11 protein-coding genes and 4 pseudogenes are annotated in these 16,976 nt (G+C 63.0%); 9 read left to right on the plus strand and 6 right to left on the minus strand.

The genetic code is table 11. From position 1 onward, the window contains the following. Positions 1-127: 127 nt before the first annotated feature. The 4 genes and pseudogenes from P5W99_RS18740 to P5W99_RS18755 all read right to left on the minus strand — a co-directional run. Positions 128-976 carry a 5-oxoprolinase subunit B family protein gene (locus tag P5W99_RS18740; RefSeq protein WP_421026644.1) on the minus strand — a complete coding sequence of 283 codons (849 nt, stop codon included), beginning with the start codon at positions 974-976 and terminating at the stop codon, positions 128-130. Between the two features lie 49 nt (positions 977-1,025). Beyond that, a pseudogene (locus P5W99_RS18745) lies at positions 1,026-1,262 on the minus strand (biotin carboxylase N-terminal domain-containing protein); the annotation flags it as partial. Positions 1,263-1,266: 4 nt separating this feature from the next. Continuing rightward, positions 1,267-1,509 carry an acetyl-CoA carboxylase gene (locus tag P5W99_RS18750; RefSeq protein ID WP_421027074.1) on the minus strand — a complete coding sequence of 81 codons (243 nt, stop codon included), beginning with the start codon at positions 1,507-1,509 and terminating at the stop codon, positions 1,267-1,269. A gap of 21 nt (positions 1,510-1,530) precedes the next feature. Then, a pseudogene (locus P5W99_RS18755) lies at positions 1,531-2,034 on the minus strand (LamB/YcsF family protein); the annotation flags it as partial. On the opposite strand from P5W99_RS18755, the pseudogene P5W99_RS18760 reads away from it, so the two are divergent. Next, positions 2,023-2,850 (plus strand): annotated as a pseudogene (locus tag P5W99_RS18760) (LysR family transcriptional regulator); the annotation flags it as partial. The pseudogenes P5W99_RS18755 and P5W99_RS18760 overlap by 12 nt on opposite strands. Positions 2,851-3,289: 439 nt before the next feature. Here the strand turns inward: P5W99_RS18760 and P5W99_RS18765 are convergent. Beyond that, a pseudogene (locus P5W99_RS18765) lies at positions 3,290-3,454 on the minus strand (IS6 family transposase); the annotation flags it as partial. 308 nt (positions 3,455-3,762) lie between these two features. Between P5W99_RS18765 and P5W99_RS18770 the strand changes: the two are divergent. The 8 genes from P5W99_RS18770 (at position 3,763) to P5W99_RS18805 (ending at position 14,852) form a co-directional block, all read left to right on the plus strand. Then, positions 3,763-4,935, plus strand: a complete 1,173-nt coding sequence (locus tag P5W99_RS18770; protein WP_421026645.1) for a 2-aminoethylphosphonate--pyruvate transaminase — start codon at positions 3,763-3,765, stop codon at positions 4,933-4,935. A gap of 11 nt (positions 4,936-4,946) precedes the next feature. Continuing rightward, positions 4,947-6,209 carry a phosphonoacetate hydrolase gene (phnA, locus tag P5W99_RS18775; RefSeq protein ID WP_421026646.1) on the plus strand — a complete coding sequence of 421 codons (1,263 nt, stop codon included), beginning with the start codon at positions 4,947-4,949 and terminating at the stop codon, positions 6,207-6,209. Positions 6,210-6,285: 76 nt separating this feature from the next. Continuing rightward, entirely contained in the window at positions 6,286-7,734 is a 1,449-nt protein-coding gene (gene phnY, locus P5W99_RS18780) for a phosphonoacetaldehyde dehydrogenase (RefSeq protein WP_434664244.1), read from the plus strand. 93 nt (positions 7,735-7,827) lie between these two features. Next, positions 7,828-9,507, plus strand: a complete 1,680-nt coding sequence (locus tag P5W99_RS18785; RefSeq protein ID WP_421026648.1) for a Na/Pi cotransporter family protein — start codon at positions 7,828-7,830, stop codon at positions 9,505-9,507. A gap of 219 nt (positions 9,508-9,726) precedes the next feature. Beyond that, positions 9,727-11,034: an amino acid permease gene (locus tag P5W99_RS18790; protein WP_421027075.1), complete on the plus strand. Its 1,308-nt coding sequence runs from the start codon at positions 9,727-9,729 to the stop codon at positions 11,032-11,034. Positions 11,035-11,148: 114 nt separating this feature from the next. After that, the gene (gene adk / locus P5W99_RS18795; protein WP_421026649.1) at positions 11,149-11,811 is read left to right on the plus strand and encodes an adenylate kinase; all 663 of its coding nucleotides are present in this window, start codon (positions 11,149-11,151) and stop codon (positions 11,809-11,811) included. Positions 11,812-11,880: 69 nt separating this feature from the next. Further along, on the plus strand, positions 11,881-13,863 hold the full coding sequence (gene acs, locus P5W99_RS18800; protein ID WP_421027874.1) for an acetate--CoA ligase: 1,983 nt from the start codon (positions 11,881-11,883) through the stop codon (positions 13,861-13,863). A 191-nt stretch (positions 13,864-14,054) separates the two neighbouring features. Further along, positions 14,055-14,852, plus strand: a complete 798-nt coding sequence (locus P5W99_RS18805; RefSeq protein WP_421026651.1) for an SET domain-containing protein-lysine N-methyltransferase — start codon at positions 14,055-14,057, stop codon at positions 14,850-14,852. 70 nt (positions 14,853-14,922) lie between these two features. Here P5W99_RS18805 and P5W99_RS18810 read toward each other — a convergent pair whose 3' ends face one another. Continuing rightward, the gene (locus tag P5W99_RS18810; protein ID WP_421026652.1) at positions 14,923-16,722 is read right to left on the minus strand and encodes a methyl-accepting chemotaxis protein; all 1,800 of its coding nucleotides are present in this window, start codon (positions 16,720-16,722) and stop codon (positions 14,923-14,925) included. Positions 16,723-16,976: the final 254 nt, after the last annotated feature.

Raw genomic sequence — 16,976 nt, forward strand, 5'->3', positions numbered from 1 at the left:
CTAAAAAGAAGGTGCGAGCGCTCCCGCCGTGTGGCCCGAGGCCGCACGGAACGCGGAAACGCGAAAGGGACAAGCGGGGGAGCGGTGCTGCTGCCGACCGCCCCTGAGCCCCTAACGGATTAGCGTGCTAGCGCTTCGCGTAGCAGGGCAAGGCGATGCTGATACTCGCGGCGTGGTTCACCGGCCGAACGCGTAGCGAGAACGTGCCTGCCTCGACGGCGGCCATGGCCTCGTCGTAGGCCGCACGGTCGATCGGTTTGAACTTCACGATGTCGCCGGGCTGGAAAAACACCATGAAGTCGCGCAAATAATCGAGCCGCTGCGCGGGGTCGAAAATCGGCGCGGGCGTCACGCCGAACATCTGGTAACCGCCTGCGCCACGCACCGAATAGATACAGCCGAAGCACCCGCCGTGGCCGACCGTCAACTTCGGCGTGTCGGTGCGCGGCCGCAGGTATTTGGGCACCTGAAGCTGACGCTCGCGCTCGACCATCTGGTACATGAACGGTAGTCCCGCAACAAAGCCGACCATCGAAACGAACCACGGCGAGCCGGCATGCGCCGCAATGAATGCGTCGACATCACGCTTGCCGTTGATGCGCGCCGCGTATTCCAGGTCCGTCGAAGATGGATCCTGGTGTCGCTCTCGAAAGCGCATGAGCGTCTCGTGCGTCCAGGGATCGCCGTAGAGCACAGGCACTTCGACAATGCGCGTGTCGATGTTGAGCGTGGCTTCGCCGACTTCGGTCTCGATGCTCCGAAGCAGCGCGACAAGTGCATCCGGGGCGATGACGCCCGGGTCATAACGCACCTGATATGAGGCATTCGCGGGGCAAATTTCGGTCACCCCAGCCACGTTGCGGCGTTGGAGTTCGCGCGTGATCGCCGTGCCCTTGAAGAATGCATCCAGCGATATCTCTTCGCTGATCTCAGCGAATACGAATTCGTCGCCGCCAAAGGTATAGCGTATGGTCATGACGCCTCCCGTGCGCTAGTTGTGCCTGCCATCGCATTCGCTTGCGCCGGGCCGCGGGATTCAAATAGCTCTTCACCGCATGCGATGAACCGATATGCACGGCTTCGTCCGCCATGCGGGCGGCGAGACTCTCGCGGTCCGCGTCGCTCACCACGACCACCGCACGCATGCCAAGCTCCTGCGCCGCGCGAATCACGCGCAGCGCGATCTCGCCACGATTTGCGACCAGAACGGTTCGGATGCGCGTGGGACGGTAGAACTCCGTCGTTGAAGTTTCCATGTTCATGGTTTCACTCCTCGATGCGCATCAGCACTTGTCCCGCATCCACGGGTTCCCCATCCTCGACGAGAAGCTCCATCACGCGGCCCGACACGCTAGCTTCGATTTCGGTGAACTGCTTCATCACTTCGACGAGGCCAATGATTGCGCCGGCCTGTACAGCGGAATCGACGGCGACGTAATACTCCGCCTCGGGCGAGGGACGCCGGTAGAACGTGCCCGGCAGGGGGCTGACGATATCGTGCAGTGCCATCATGTCTCTCCTTGAATTGATTCAAATCTTTGTCGTCGCAGCCTGCGGGCCGGCAATACGAATCCCTTCGCGAACGAGGTGCTCGCGAGTCTTTTGCACGAGCTCCAGTGCGCCGGGGGTGTCGCTGTGGATGCAGACGGAGTCGAAGTCGATATCGATGTGGTCGCCGTCAACCGTGCGCACCTTTCCTTCGACGCACGCTCGCAGGACTTTCTCGGCGACCTGCTCGGGGTCGAGCCGGCTGACGCGGCGGATGAATACGGTCGAGCCGTTGCGGTCGTAGTCGCGATCGGCGTAGAACTCCCAGATGACTGGTTGCCCGATCTCGCGCGCGATGCGGTACGTGGCTGACGACTCCATGCAAAAGAGCAGCAGACTGGGATCGACCTGTTGCAGCGTTTCTATGAGCAGCCGCGAGAACGCCTCGTCGCGCGCGGCGTGCATGTAAAGCGCGCCGTGCGGCTTGACGTGCTGGAGCCTGAGGCCTTGGAGTCGCGCGAACTCACGCAGTGCACCGAGTTGATATCGGCGGTGACAAGCGCCATCAGGGAACTGGAGGAAAGCATCGGCACGCAGCTTTTTTTGCGCACCGCTTCAGGCGTTACGCTGACCGATACAGGGCGTCGGTTCCTCAACCACGCGTACACCATTCTTGCGTCGGTGGACGAGGCCATGCGGATTGCCAACCTCGAAAGCACGCTCACCGGCACGTTGGCCATTGCGGCGAGCTATACGGTCTTGGGCTATTTTCTGCCGCATCACATACAGCGACTCAATGCGCTGTATCCACGCCTGACCATTCAACTGCACGAGTTGAACCGCGACGCGATTGAACAGGGTTTGATTACCGGACAGTACGACATGGCCGTCTTGCTCACATCGAACGTCTCGAACCCCGAGCTCGTGCTGGAGCCCGTGATTCATTCGGTCCGCCGGCTGTGGGTAGGCGCGCATCACCCGTTGTTGAAACGCGAGAGTGTGACATTCGCCGAAGTTGCGCATGAGCCTTTCGTCATGTTGACAGTGGACGAAGCCGCGCAAACAGCGATGCGGTACTGGAACGAGACACCCTGGCGGCCAAATGTGATCCTGCGGACGTCGTCAGTCGAAGCGGTGCGCAGCATGGTCGCAAACGGCTCTGGGGTCGCTATTCTGTCCGATATGGTCTACCGGCCGTGGTCGCTTGAAGGTCGGTGCATCGAAACGATCATGCTTCTTGACCCCGTTCCCGCGATGAGCGTTGGCCTGGCGTGGCGCAAGAACAAGGAATTGAGCCCTGCAATGCACGCGGTGCGCGAGTATTTCCGGCATACGTTCATGGAGCCGCGAGCTAACGGGTGAGGCGCTTGCGCGTCGGCTACCGCGGGTATGTGAGTCTTCTCGATGTTCGAGCCGCATTTATTATTTGCATAATTTTATTTGTGATTTTCTCGGCACGACACTGCACGACTGACATTGTGTGCCGGTGAAAGCGCACTCACAGAGCGTGAGCGTCGTCGCCACCGATCGTCTCGGTGTGATTCATCTTCGCGATGTTTTGGGCAAAGTTGGCACTGGTTTCCTATTGCTGTCGGTCGAGAGGTGGTAAGTGCCGGCAGTATGCTTCGGTATTGACGACGGTATCATGCCAATATGAGCCGGCCGAAAGCTGCGTGTACATGGGTCCATCTCGCCTGTTGACAATCGAGTGAGCAGAATTCCCCCGAACACATTCTGCGCAGTTCCAGCACCCCGTTACGCGGTAACTATCACATGACGTGCAGAATCCCGCCGCAGGTCAGTTCCAGCGTTTGACGAAAGCCAGCGCCAATCCCCGTCCTGCCATCATCTCCAACAGTTCGCGCAGGCTGAGCTTGTAGCGCCCATACCAGCGAACGCACAGAACGATGATCTCGCGATTCTGGCGCCCAACGCACAACTCCTCCTGAACGTCCGTTTTCGTCATGCTGCTGGCCCCGATCACCGTTGTTGAGCGGCAGGCCGTCCCGCCTGACGGCAGCTAAGGCGGATACCTCCGCAACGCCGCAGCATCTGCCGCCACGGCCTGCCGCCGTTCGATCCCCGGCCCGCGCAGCGCGCTACCGAACTCCATCATGGCTTCTTGAGGCACACCCGGAGCAGTCATCCGAGGTATCGGTAGATTCCCTGGTAATGTGGCAATTTGTGGCATATTGACTGATTTTGTTGTTTCTCATAAAGTGGCGTGACAGTGCAATGACCCAACGTCAGAACTGACCTACACGGAGATACTTCATGGCGGCCACATCTATCGCGCCCCCTCATGTTCCCCCTTGCGCCGCTTCCGAAACCGGCGATCCACTTTTGCTCACCCCCGGCCCGCTCACCACGTCGCGCACCGTCAAGGCGGCGATGGTCCACGACTGGGGCTCGCGCGACGCGAACTTCATCGAAATCAACCGCTCGGTGCTCGCGCGTCTCGCCAGCATCGCCAACGGCGCCGGCGACTGGGTGACCGTGCCGATGCAAGGCTCGGGCACGTTCGCGGTGGAGGCGATGCTCACGACCTTCGTGCCCGCGAACGGCGAGGTGCTGGTGCTGATCAACGGCGCCTATGGCAAGCGGGCCAAGCGCATTCTGGAGATCGCGGGGCGCAAGACCGTCGTCCATGAAACGGCCGAGGACACGCCGCCCGATCTCGTGCAGGTCGAGGCGCTGCTCGCGAGCAACCCGTCTATCACGCACGTGTTCACGATTCATTGCGAGACCACCTCGGGCATCTTGAACCCCATCGCGCAGATCGGCGCGCTCGCACACAAGTACGGCAAGGGCTATCTCGTCGATTCGATGAGCGCATTCGGAGCGTTGCCGCTCGACGTGCAGACCATGCATATCGATGCGGTCGCCGCCTCGTCGAACAAGTGCATCGAGGGCGTACCGGGCCTCGGCTTTGTGATCGCCCGGCGCGAGGCGCTCAAGCGCACCCAGGGCAACGCCACCACGCTCGTGCTCGACCTCCATGAGCAGTGGGTCAACATGGAGAAGACGAGTCAGTACCGCTTCACGCCGCCCACGCATGTGATCGTGGCGTTCCACCAGGCACTCGAGGAATTCGAAGCCGAAGGCGGCGTGGCCGGGCGTGGCGCGCGCTACTGCAACAACTGCCGGATCCTGCTCGAAGGCATGCGCGCACTCGGCTTCAAGCCGCTGCTGCCCGACGCGCTGCAGGCGCCGATCATCGTCACGTTCCACATACCCGACGACCCGCGCTTCGTATTCAATCAGTTCTACGAAAGTCTCAAGGCGCGCGGCTACGTGATCTATCCGGGCAAGCTCACGGTGGCCGACTCGTTCCGCATTGGCTGCATCGGCCGCCTCGGCGAAAAGGAAATGCGCGCAGCACTCGTCGCGATCGGCGAGGTCCTCGAATCCATGGGCATGACCGGCGCCCTTGCAAAGACGGCGTGAGGGCAGGGGCAATGAGCACACAGCATGACACCACGCTGGCCGTGAACGGCCGCGAATACCGGCTTCCTGACGCTCCCGTCGTCGTGATTTGCCTCGACGGCTGCGAGCCCGCCTATATCGAAGAGGCCGTCAAGGCCGGATGCGCCCCGAACCTCGCGAAGCTGCTGCGCACCGGCACGAGCCGCATCGCCCAGTGCGTGATCCCGAGCTTCACGAACCCGAACAATCTCTCGATCCTCACGGGCCGCCCGCCGAAGGTGCACGGCATTGCGGGAAACTACTTCTACGACCGCACGAGTGGCGAAGAAGTCATGATGAACGACGCGCGCTTCCTGCGCGCGCCCACCATCTTCGAGACCTTCTTTAGAGCCGGCGCGAAAGTGGCGGTCGTGACCGCCAAGGACAAGCTGCGCACGCTGCTGGGCAAGGGGCTCGATTTTTCGAGCGGCCGCGCGATCGGGTTCTCCGCCGAAAAGGCCGACCAGGCCACGCGCGAGGCCAACGGCATCGGCGACGTGCTGGCCTTCGTGGGCAAGCCGCTGCCCGACGTGTACTCGGCCGACCTCTCGGAATTCGTGTTCGCGGCGGGCGTGAAGCTGCTCGATACCTTCCGCCCCGACCTGATGTATCTCTCGACAACGGACTACGTGCAGCACAAGGCCGCGCCCGGCGCGCCGAAGGCCAACGACTTCTACGCGATGTTCGACCACTACGTGGGCCAGCTCGACGCGGCCGGCTGCGTGCTCGCGATCACCGCCGACCACGGCATGAACGACAAGCATCGCGCCAACGGCGAGCCCGACGTGCTCTACCTCCAGGACCTGTTCGACGAGTGGATTGGCAAGGGCAAGGCGCGTGTGATCCTGCCGATCACCGACCCTTACGTTGCGCACCACGGCGCGCTCGGCTCGTTCGCCACCGTCTATCTGCCCGAAGGCGCGGACGCGGCGGCGCTCCTCGAACGCCTGCGCAAGACCGATGGCGTGGAGCTCGCGCTCGACAACGCGGCCGCCTGCGAGCGCTTCGAGCTGCCGCCCGACCGTGTGGGCGACATCGTGGTGGTCGGTACTCGCAGCAAGGTCTTCGGCACGAGCGCGGCGCGCCACGACTTCTCCGGACTCACCGAGCCGCTGCGCTCGCACGGGGGGCTCTCGGAGCAGGACGTGCCGCTGCTCGTGAACCGCAAGATCGACTGGCCGCAGGGCCGCGCGCTGCGCAACTTCGACATCTTCGACGTCGCGCTGAACCACGTCGCACAAGTCGCCATCGCATAACGCAAGCAACGCTCCGCACGCCGCGGCTCACATTCTCCGCAGGCGTACATCAACGAATCCCAGAACGAGGTAAGTGATGAATGTCATGACCAAACCCGCATTCAAGCAGGAAACCATGCGCATCGCCGGCCGGCAGGTCTCGACCGACGAAGTGATCGAAGTTCTCAACCCGTACACGAACGAAGTGGTGGGCGTCGTGCCCGCTGGCCGTCCCGAGCATGTGCAGGAAGCCTTTGCCAAAGCGCATGCCTACCAGCCGAAGCTCACGCGCTTCGAGCGCCAGCGTATCCTGCAGACCACGGCCGAGGTGCTGCGCGATCGCAAGGAGGACTTCGCACGCCTAATCACTGCAGAGTCGGGACTCTGCTGGAAAGATTCGTTATACGAAGCAAGCCGTGCCTACGATGTCTGGTCTTTCGCCGCGCAGCTAACCATCAAGGACGATGGCGAAATCTATTCGTGCGACATCAGCCCGAACGGCAAGAACCGCAAGATCTTCACGACGCGCCTGCCGCTGCTCGGCGTGATCTCGGCCATCACGCCGTTCAACCACCCGCTGAACATGGTGAGCCACAAGCTCGCGCCGGCGATTGCCACCAACAACCGCATCGTGCTCAAGCCCACCGAGCTCACGCCGCTCACCGCCCTTGCGCTCGCCGACGTGCTTTACGAAGCGGGCCTGCCGCCCGAGATGCTGAGCGTGGTCACCGGCAATCCGCGCACCATGGGCGACTCGATGATCACGGACCCGCACTGCGACCTCGTCACCTTTACGGGCTCGGTGCGGGTGGGCAAGTACATCGCGCAGAACGCCGGCTATCGCCGCACGGTGCTGGAGCTCGGCGGCAACGACCCGCTCATCGTCATGGAAGACGCCGACCTCGAGCGCGCCGCGCAGCTCGCGGTCATGGGCGCGACCAAGAACTCGGGCCAGCGCTGCACGGCGGTCAAGCGCATTCTCGTGGTGGAGAGCGTGGCCGACGAATTCGTCGAACGTGTGCTCGTGCACGCAAAGAAGCTCAAGTGCGGCGATCCGATGGACCCGAGCGTGGACGTGGGCACCGTGATCAACGAAGCCTCCGCGCAGCTCTTCGAGCGCCGCGTGGCCGACGCCGAAGCGCATGGCGCACGCGTGCTGTACGGCGCACCGCGCAAGGGCGCGCTGTTTGCGCCCACCGTGGTCGATCACGTGCCCTACGACTGCGAGCTCGTGCACGAAGAAACGTTCGGCCCGGTGATTCCGATCATCCGCGTGCCGGACAACATTGAAGAGGTGATCCGCATCTCGAACTCGACGGCATACGGCCTCTCTTCGGGCATCTGCACGAACCGGTTCGACTATACGACGAGGTTCATCCGGGAACTCGACGTGGGCACGGTGAACGTCTGGGAGGTGCCGGGCTATCGCACGGAGATGTCACCGTTCGGCGGCATCAAGGACTCGGGCAACGGCCACAAGGAGGGCATGGTCGAGGCGATGAAGGGCTACACGAACGTGAGAACGTGGTCGATGCCCTGGGAGTGACACGGGTATCGCGCTGACGCGCCGGCGCGGCCGGTGCTGGCTTGCCTGCCGCGCTGCACAGCAACCGTGGCTGATTCCAAAAGGAGGTACTGGATGATTCTGATCGTGCTACATCTCGCAGGCGGTGTCGCATTGCTCACATGGGGCCTGCACATGGTCGAGTCCGGGCTCATGCGCGCGTTTGGGGCGTCGCTCAGGCGATTCATGGCCCGCAGCCTCGGCAATCGCTTCAACGCGTTTTGCGCGGGGCTCGCGATCACGGGGGCGCTGCAGAGCAGCACCGCAACGGGCATGATTGCGTCATCGTTCGCTGCGCGTGGGCTCATGGCTCCCGTGACCGGGCTCGCCGTCATGCTCGGCGCGAACGTGGGTTCGACGCTCATCGTGCAGGCCTTCACGCTCGACCTGAGCTGGATCTCGCCCGCGTGCCTGCTGGTAGGCATGGCGCTGTTCGAGAGGGGTAAAGGCTCGCGCAACCGCGACATCGGCCGCGCCTTGATCGGCCTTGGCCTCATGCTGCTCGCACTCACGCTGCTTGTCACGACTGTGCAGCCTGCCGAAACTGCGCCCGCGCTGCGCACGGTGCTCGGTGCGCTGGCCGGAGAGCCCGTGCTCAACGCCGTGCTTGCGTGCCTGCTCACGTGGGCTGCGCATTCGAGCATCCCGGTCGTGCTGTTCGTGATGTCGCTTGCGAACCTGCATTCCATTCCCATGGACAGCGCGCTCGCCATGGTATTGGGCGCTAATGTGGGCAGCGCGCTCAACCCGTATTTTGAAGCCGCGAAAGGTGAGGACCGCAGCCGCCGCCGGCTGCCCGCGGGCAACCTGCTGCTGCGCGGCGGCGTGTGTGTCCTGATGCTCGCTGCCTGCGGGCCGCTCGCGCGGTTGCTCGAAGGCCTGCCCGGCGAGGCGAGCCGAATGATCGCCAACTTCCATACCGGCTTGAACGTGGCCATTGCGATTGTGTTCATCGGCCTGCTCGACCCGGTGGCGCGCTTGCTGGAACGGCTGCTGCCGGCGCCGCGTCTCGCCGGCGATGCGGATGCGCCGCGCTACCTCGACGAAATCGCACTGCAAACGCCGTCGCAGGCGCTCGCCTGCGCGTCGCGCGAAGTGATCAGAATGAGCGAGCTTGTCGAAGCGATGCTGCGCGAAAGCATACCGGTCATGCTTTCCAATGACCGCCATGCCGTAAACGACATCGCGAGCCGCGACGACGCCGTGGATGTGCTGCACGACGGGATCAAGCGCTACGTCACCAGGCTCACGCGCGAGCCGTTGAGCGAAGAGGACCGGTGCTGGGCCTCGACGATCATGACGGCGGTGATCAACCTCGAGCATATCGGCGACATCATCGACAAGAATCTGCTGGAACTCGCGCAGAAGAAGATCAAGTCGCAGTTGAGCTTTTCGCCCGACGGCGCCGAAGAGTTGCAAGCGATGCATCGCTCGGTAATCGGCAGCTTCCATCGCGCCCAGGCGCTGCTTGTATCGAGGCGCAAGCAGACCGCGGCACAGCTTGTCGAGGACAAGCAGGCGCTGCGCCGCCTCGAACGATCGGCGCGCGAGCGTCACCTCGAACGATTGCGCGAGGGCCTGCCCGACAGCATCGCCTCGAGTTCGCTGCACCTGGACGTGCTGCGCGATCTCGTGCGCATTCAGTCGCATATCAGTGCGCTTGCCTATCCGCTGCTGGAACGCGAGACAGCGGACGCAAAGGTCGCGGAATCCGGCAATGCGAGTGTTGCCGCAGTGAGTCATTCGATGTTCTGATGTAACCGCTTTCCCCACGAATCAAGTAGTTTTCGACAATTAGATGGAGACACGGGAAGAGACATGCAACAGCAACTGAATTCTTCGCGGACCGGCGGGTCCGCAACGTTGGCAGCAGTAGCTGGTTCTGAAGGTCTGGAGCATCAGGCCGGCAGAGACTCACACGAAACGCCCAGTAATCACGCTCTCGGCGCGGGCCTGAAGCAGCGCCACGTCGTCATGCTTTCGATCGGCGGCTGCATTGGCGCCGGGCTTTTTGTCGGCTCCGGGCACGCCATTGCCGAGGCGGGTCCGGCATCCGTGCTGGCCTACCTGTTCGCGAGCCTGCTGGTTGTGCTCGTCATGCGCATGCTGGGCGAGATGGCCTGCGCCATGCCCGACTCCGGCTCATTCTCCACCTATGCCGACAAGGCTATTGGCCCGTGGGCCGGCTTCACCATCGGATGGATGTACTGGTGGTTCTGGGTGCTCGTGGTTCCGCTGGAGGCAACCGCCGCAGCCAGCATTCTGAATAGCTGGTTCCCTTCGATCCCGGTGTGGGAGTGTTGTCTGGCGGTAACACTGCTCATGACCGGCGCGAATCTGGTCAGCGTCAAGCATTACGGCGAGCTCGAATTCTGGTTCGCCGTTATCAAGGTCATCGCAATCATCGCATTCATAGGATGCGGCGTCGTCGCTCTTTCGGGACTCCTGCCGAAAGTTCGAACAGCACCGGTCGAAAACATTTTCGGCCACGGCGGGTTCATGCCACGCGGCTTCCTGCCGGTTGTCGGCGCGCTGCTCACCACGATGTCGACCTTCCTGGGCACCGAAATCGTCACGATCGCTGCTTCCGAGTCCGCCAATCCCGCGCGACAAATTTCGCAAGCCATCAAGTCGGTCATATGGCGCATCTCGTTCTTCTACATTGGTTCGATTGCCGTCATCATTTGCGTGATCCCGTGGAACAACCCCGCGCTCGTAGAGATCGGCTCGTACCAGTCGGTGCTCCAGGCGTTCCACGTGCCCTACGCAAAGCCGATCATGGACGCGCTCATTCTCACCGCCGTGGGCAGCTGCCTCAACTCTTCGCTGTACACGTGCTCGCGGATGTTGTTCTCGCTCGGCAAGCGCAAGCAGGCACCCTCATTCGTGACGAATACGAATGCAGCCGGCGTCCCGGTTAATGCCGTGCTGGCATCGACTATCGTGGCTTTCGCCGGCGTTGCTGCCAACTACCTGGCGCCCAAGTACGTATTCGAGGCGCTGCTGTCCACGACGGGCATGATCGCGCTTCTGGTGTACTTCGTTATCGCCGTGTGTCAGGTTCGGTTGCGTCGCCATCTGACGGCCGCGCAGCTTCGGGTCAAGATGTGGTTTCATCCGTTCCTGGCACTTGCCGTAATCGTCATGATCGCCGCGGCTTGCGTGGTCATGCTCTACAGCCCCGATCACCGTCAGGAAGTGGTTGCAACGCTGGGCTCCAGCCTCGCACTTGCCGTGGTGGGTTACTGGCGGCAACGCCGCGCGGCGCTTGCCCTTCACTAAACACTGCGTCGAGTTCGCAACGCGATGGGCGGTTTGCTGTTATGCGAAATGGCCCATCGCTGATTTTTTCAAACAGGTTGTCACATTGTCCGGGTTCGGAACTGGAGATCCAGCATGCGTTTGATTCTGTTGGGCGCCCCCGGCGCCGGCAAGGGCACTCAGGCCACATTCATCAACGAAACGTTCGGCATCCCGCAGATCTCGACGGGCGACATGCTGCGCGCTGCCGTCAAGGCTGGTACGCCGCTCGGTCTGGAAGCGAAGGGCTACATGGACGATGGCAAGCTGGTGCCGGATGCGCTCATCGTCGGTCTGGTCAAGGAACGCCTCGCGCAGCCCGACTGCGCGAACGGCTATCTGCTTGACGGCTTTCCACGCACGCTCGCGCAGGCTCAGGCCATGAAGGATGCATCGGTCGCGATTGACTATGTGCTTGAAATCGATGTGCCGGCGGCAGAAATCGTCGAGCGCATCGCGGGGCGCCGCACGCACCCGGTATCAGGGCGGACCTACCACGTGCGCTTCAATCCGCCGAAGGTAGAGGGTGTCGACGACGTCACGGGCGAGCCTCTGATCCAGCGTGATGACGATAAGGAGCACACGGTCAGGACGCGCCTTGAAGTGTATGAGTCGCAGACCCGGCCGCTAATTGGCTACTACGTCGACTGGGCCCGCCGCGGTGCCCAAAGCGGCCTTCCCGCGCCGGTTTACCGCAAGGTGTCTGGAGTGGGCTCGATCGGGGAGATCCGCCGAGCTGTTGCTGCCGCGCTGCATTGAGGATGACTGAACGAGGCGGCGCGAGTGAAAAAGCGACTCCGCGCGTTCGATACAAAATTCGGAGTTGATATGTCTGCGATTGAATCGGTTCTTCAGGAACATCGCGTGTTTGCGCCGTCCGCGCAAACGGTGGCGGACGCTACGGTGTCCGGCATGGATGCATACAAGGCTTTGTGCGCCGAAGCCGAACGCGATTACGAGGGTTTCTGGGCGCGTCTCGCGCGCGAAACGCTGACGTGGCAAAAGCCCTTCACGAAGGTGCTCGACGAGTCGAAGGCGCCGTTCTACACCTGGTTCGAGGACGGCGAGCTCAACGCCTCGTACAACAGCCTCGACCGCCACGTGGAAGCGGGCAACGGCGAGCGCGTCGCGATCATCTTCGAAGCCGACGACGGCACCGTCACCAACGTGACCTACCAGGACCTGCTCTCGCGCGTCTCGCGCTTCGCCAACGCCTTGAAAAAACGCGGCGTGAAGCAGGGCGACCGCGTGGTCATCTACATGCCGATGTCGGTTGAAGGCGTGGTGGCGATGCAGGCCTGCGCACGCATCGGCGCGACGCACTCGGTGGTGTTCGGCGGCTTCTCGTCGAAGTCGCTCAACGAACGCATGGTGGACGTGGGCGCGGTCGCGCTCATCACCGCCGACGAGCAGATGCGCGGCGGCAAGGCGCTGCCGCTGAAGAACATCGCCGACGAAGCCATCGCCATGGGCGGCTGCGAAGCCGTGCAGAGCGTGATCGTCTACCAGCGCACGGGCGGCAAGGTCGGCTGGACCGAAGGCCGCGACCACTGGATGCACGAGCTTTCGGCTGCCGGGAGCGACACCTGCCCGCCGGTGCCGGTGAGCGCGGAGCACCCGCTCTTCATCCTCTACACCTCGGGCTCGACCGGCAAGCCCAAGGGCGTGCAGCACAGCACGGGCGGCTATCTGCTGTGGGCCGCGCAGACCATGAAGTGGACCTTCGACTGGAAGCCCGCGGACGTGTTCTGGTGCACGGCCGACATCGGCTGGGTCACGGGCCACAGCTATATCGCCTACGGGCCGCTCACGATCGGCGCGACGCAGGTCATGTTCGAGGGCATCCCCACGTACCCGAACGCGGGCCGCTTCTGGGAGATGATCCAGAAGCACAAGGTCACCGTGTTCTACACCGCGCCCACGGCCATCCGCTCGCTGATCAAGTCCGCGGAAGCCGATGCGAAGGTGCATCCGAAGAGCTATGACCTCACATCGCTGCGCATCCTCGGCACGGTGGGAGAGCCGATCAACCCCGAAGCATGGATGTGGTACTACGAGAACGTGGGCGGCAAGCGCTGCCCGATCGTCGACACGTGGTGGCAGACCGAAACCGGTGGCCACATGATCACGCCGCTGCCGGGCGCGACGCCGCTCGTGCCGGGCTCGTGCACGCTGCCGCTGCCGGGCATCATGGCGGCGATCGTCGACGAAACGGGCCAGGACGTGCCCAACGGGCAGGGCGGCATTCTCGTGGTGAAGCGCCCGTGGCCCGCGATGATCCGCAACGTGTGGGGGCAGCCTGAGCGCTACAGGTCGGGCTACTTCCCCGAGGAACTCGGCGGCAAGCTGTACCTCGCGGGCGACGGCAGCGTGCGCGACAAGGAAACCGGCTACTTCACGATCATGGGCCGCATCGACGACGTGCTGAACGTCTCGGGCCACCGCCTGGGCACGATGGAGATCGAGTCGGCGCTGGTGGCGAACCCGCTGGTGGCCGAAGCCGCCGTGGTGGGGCGCCCCGACGACACGACCGGCGAAGCCGTGGTGGCGTTCGTGGTGCTCAAGGCCGCGCGCCCGCACGGCGACGATGCGGTGAAGCTCGCCGCAGAACTGCGCGCGTGGGTGGGCAAGGAGATCGGACCGATCGCGAAACCGAAGGACATCCGCTTCGGCGAGAACCTGCCGAAGACGCGCTCGGGCAAGATCATGCGGCGCCTCTTGCGCTCGCTCGCGAAGGGCGAGGCGATCACCCAGGACGTCTCCACGCTGGAAAACCCGGCGATTCTCGATCAGCTTGGCGAGGCGCTTTGAATCAGATAGCGGGCAGCCGTCGCTAATCGCATGAATGATGAGGATGACGTAACGCTTGCCAACATGCTGCCGCGTGGGCTCGTAGTACGCGGCTACGTGTTCTCCGTTGATCGACTTGCTTGCGGCGTCGCCCGGTGATCGGGCGCGCCGCGACTTTGCTTCCGATGGCGTTGGCCCTTGTTGAGGAACCGATGACAGTCAGCGAGAAGAGATTGCCTCACGTTATCGTGCGGCAATCGCTCCGTGGCCGCGGCGTCTTTGCTCGACACGCACTGCGTGCTGGTGAGTGTTTGATTGAATACAAGGGCAAGTCGATGGATTGGGGCGCGGGTTTTTCGAAGCTTCTGGCCGGAGGTGGAGCTTCAGGGAACGCCTTCTTTCTTGGCCTGAAGGATGGACGTGTCGTGGTTGGCGCGCGCGAACGCAATCCTGCGCGTTGGATAAACCATTCGTGCAAACCGAATTGCGAGTTGCAGGACCGCAATGGCCGCATTTTTATCCGTACACGGTTTGCGCTTGCCGCAGCGACAGAAATTACGATCGACTACGCGCTCGCTGCCGACGCGCTGCCAAACCCCGCGATGTTCAAGATGTTCGCCTGCCATTGCGGCGCGACGCCCTGCCGGGGGACGATGTTCGCGGTTCGGCGCGAAGTGTGGCGACTTCGGCAGACGGTCAGCCCCGTGCCCGGTGTAGCGCCTGCTCCGTTCGAAGCGCCGCCTGCTGCGCTCGCCCGGATCCGCGTGCTCGAGCGTCTCGCTGGAAACAGGATCCTCGTGTGCTGGCTTCAACCAGGGCGTGCGTTCTATGGCGAGCAAACGTGGGTGCCCAGATTGGCAACGGAAGCAGGGAGGTGTGCGCTGTCGCAGATACCGTTCGAGACGGGCGCCAGGGTGTTCGCGCCTCAGGGGATACCTCAGCCCGTGAACCGCGACGAACGAATCCTGGTTGAGGCGGTCGCGTCGCTCGACGTCGAGATGCTGGCATAGCGGTGGGAGCGCGGACAACCGGAAGCTGCACGGCCGCTATTCCAGAGGATGTCATTGCTTTTGGCGTAGCTCAATCCAGCTTGAATTGCGTGACGGCGCTGTCGAGGCTGATGGTCAGACTTTGCAACGCGGTGGCTGCGGCGGTGGATTCTTCCACCAGTGCGGCGTTCTGCTGAACCATCTCGTCGAGCTGGCTGACCGCGCGATTGACTTCTTGAATGCCGCGCGTTTGCTCGTTGGCCGCCTGGGTGATCTCGGAAATGATGGTGGTCACGTTGGCGACGTTGCGGACGATCTCCGTCATCGTGTCGCCGGCCTGACGCACCTGGCCTGAGCCGGAGGTCACGCTCGCGACGGTCATCTCGATCAGCGCCTTGATTTCCTTCGCGGCCTGCGCGCTGCGTTGCGCGAGGCTGCGCACCTCGCCGGCTACCACCGCGAAGCCGCGGCCCTGCTCGCCGGCGCGCGCCGCTTCGACCGCAGCGTTCAACGCGAGGATGTTGGTCTGGAACGCGATGCCGTCGATTACACCGATGATGTCGGAGATCTTCACTGATGCCTGTTCGATCTCGCCCATCGTCGCAACCACGTCGGCGATCACGATGCCGCCGCGCGAAGCGACCTGCGACGCGGACACGGCCGTGTCGTCGGCTTGCTTCGCGGCGCTGGCCGATTGCGTGACCGTCGAGGTGATTTCCTCCATCGACGCGGCGGTCTGTTGCAGGCTGGCCGCAGCGGATTCGGTGCGGCCCGACAGATCGACGTTGCCCGCGGCAATTTCATTCGCGGCCACCCGTACCGATTCGCTGGCATCGCGAATCTGGCGCATCACGTGGCCGAGTTTGCCGATGAAGGTATTGAACGAGCGCGCGATCTGCGCGACTTCGTCGTTGCCAGTGGCCGGCAGGCGTTGTGTGAGATCGCCTTCGCCCGAACCTATTGCGTCCATTGCATCGCGCACTTTCGAGAGGCGCTGGAACGAGACAGCGGTGAGCGCGGCCATGATGACGGCGGCGATTGCGGCGATCACAATCAGCGCGATGACCGAAGCGGTCAGCAGCGATCGCATGCCTGCAGTCGCTTCCGATTTGTCGAGCGCGACGACCGCGTACCAATCGGTGCCGGGAATGGCTTCGGCACGCAGCAATTTCGTGCTGCCGTTCACGCCGACTTCGACGGGATGTTCCGCACCGAAGAGCTCGGCGAGTTTGTCGCTGGTGAGAGAGGGCACGAGCTCGGACACCGGCTTTAGGGTCAGCCGGGAGTCAGGATGCGCGACGATATGGCCGCTTCTGTCGACCAGCATGCCGAAGCTCGCGGGCGTCGGATGAATCGCCTTGACGTTGGCAATCACGCTGTCCATCGCCACATCACCCGACACCACGCCTTTCACCGTGCCGTCGCGCACCACGGGCACGGCGAACGAAACCACCAGCTTGCCCGTGCCCGCGTCCACATACGGCGGCGTCACGACCGGCTTGCCGGCTGCGGCGGCCTGCTTGTACCAGGGGCGGCGGGTCGGATCGTAATCGGGCGGGATGCCGGTGGGATCGGTGAACTTCCATGTCTTGTCCGCGTAGCCCACGTACACGTTGGTGAACTTGCCGGCGGCGGCGACCTGCTTGAACGCGGTGAGCGGATCGGCTTGCAGCGCAGCGTCCTGAAGCGAGTCGATCATCTGGCTATTGGCGGCGACCCAGCCGTCGATGCCGGTCGCATGGCCGCTTTCAACAGCGTCCAGGGTGCTCGCTATCGAAGCGGCGTTATACGAATTGGCAATGAGATAGTTGAGAACCGCGTTGGCAGCGAGCGCAATCACAACGATGGCGACACACAGGGCGACAATGCGCGTGCGAATTGAGGAGAACATAGGGGTGTTCTTTCGGAGTATGAAGTGAGCCGTGGTCGGTGAGGAGGATGCCTCACAGGCGGTATACGGCCAGGGCGGAGAGAACTTGATCCAGTTCCTCCGCCATGCAGATCACGGGGGGTGCGACGCTTCCGGATAAATCAGGCATCCTGTCAAATAGATTTATCCGGCTATTGAACAATTTACCCCAGAGCCCCGGAGAGGTCAGCGCAAAAGTGGTGCGAATCCATCCAGTCGTAACCCGATCCGACGTG

The organism is Paraburkholderia sp. A3BS-1L, from assembly GCF_051125215.1.
In the GTDB taxonomy this organism is placed as follows: Bacteria; Pseudomonadota; Gammaproteobacteria; order Burkholderiales; family Burkholderiaceae; genus Paraburkholderia.

What these genes read in the sequence shown, in the direction of transcription:
- phnY (WP_434664244.1), top strand. Translation starts at nt 6,286, where the DNA reads ATGAATGTCATGACCAAACCCGCATTCAAGCAGGAAACCATGCGCATC.
- P5W99_RS18785 (WP_421026648.1), top strand. Translation starts at nt 7,828, where the DNA reads ATGATTCTGATCGTGCTACATCTCGCAGGCGGTGTCGCATTGCTCACA.
- P5W99_RS18810 (WP_421026652.1), bottom strand. Translation starts at nt 16,722, where the DNA reads ATGTTCTCCTCAATTCGCACGCGCATTGTCGCCCTGTGTGTCGCCATC.
- P5W99_RS18770 (WP_421026645.1), top strand. Translation starts at nt 3,763, where the DNA reads ATGGCGGCCACATCTATCGCGCCCCCTCATGTTCCCCCTTGCGCCGCT.
- acs (WP_421027874.1), top strand. Translation starts at nt 11,881, where the DNA reads ATGTCTGCGATTGAATCGGTTCTTCAGGAACATCGCGTGTTTGCGCCG.
- P5W99_RS18790 (WP_421027075.1), top strand. Translation starts at nt 9,727, where the DNA reads ATGCTTTCGATCGGCGGCTGCATTGGCGCCGGGCTTTTTGTCGGCTCC.
- adk (WP_421026649.1), top strand. Translation starts at nt 11,149, where the DNA reads ATGCGTTTGATTCTGTTGGGCGCCCCCGGCGCCGGCAAGGGCACTCAG.
- P5W99_RS18740 (WP_421026644.1), bottom strand. Translation starts at nt 976, where the DNA reads ATGACCATACGCTATACCTTTGGCGGCGACGAATTCGTATTCGCTGAG.
- P5W99_RS18750 (WP_421027074.1), bottom strand. Translation starts at nt 1,509, where the DNA reads ATGGCACTGCACGATATCGTCAGCCCCCTGCCGGGCACGTTCTACCGG.
- P5W99_RS18805 (WP_421026651.1), top strand. Translation starts at nt 14,055, where the DNA reads ATGACAGTCAGCGAGAAGAGATTGCCTCACGTTATCGTGCGGCAATCG.
- phnA (WP_421026646.1), top strand. Translation starts at nt 4,947, where the DNA reads ATGAGCACACAGCATGACACCACGCTGGCCGTGAACGGCCGCGAATAC.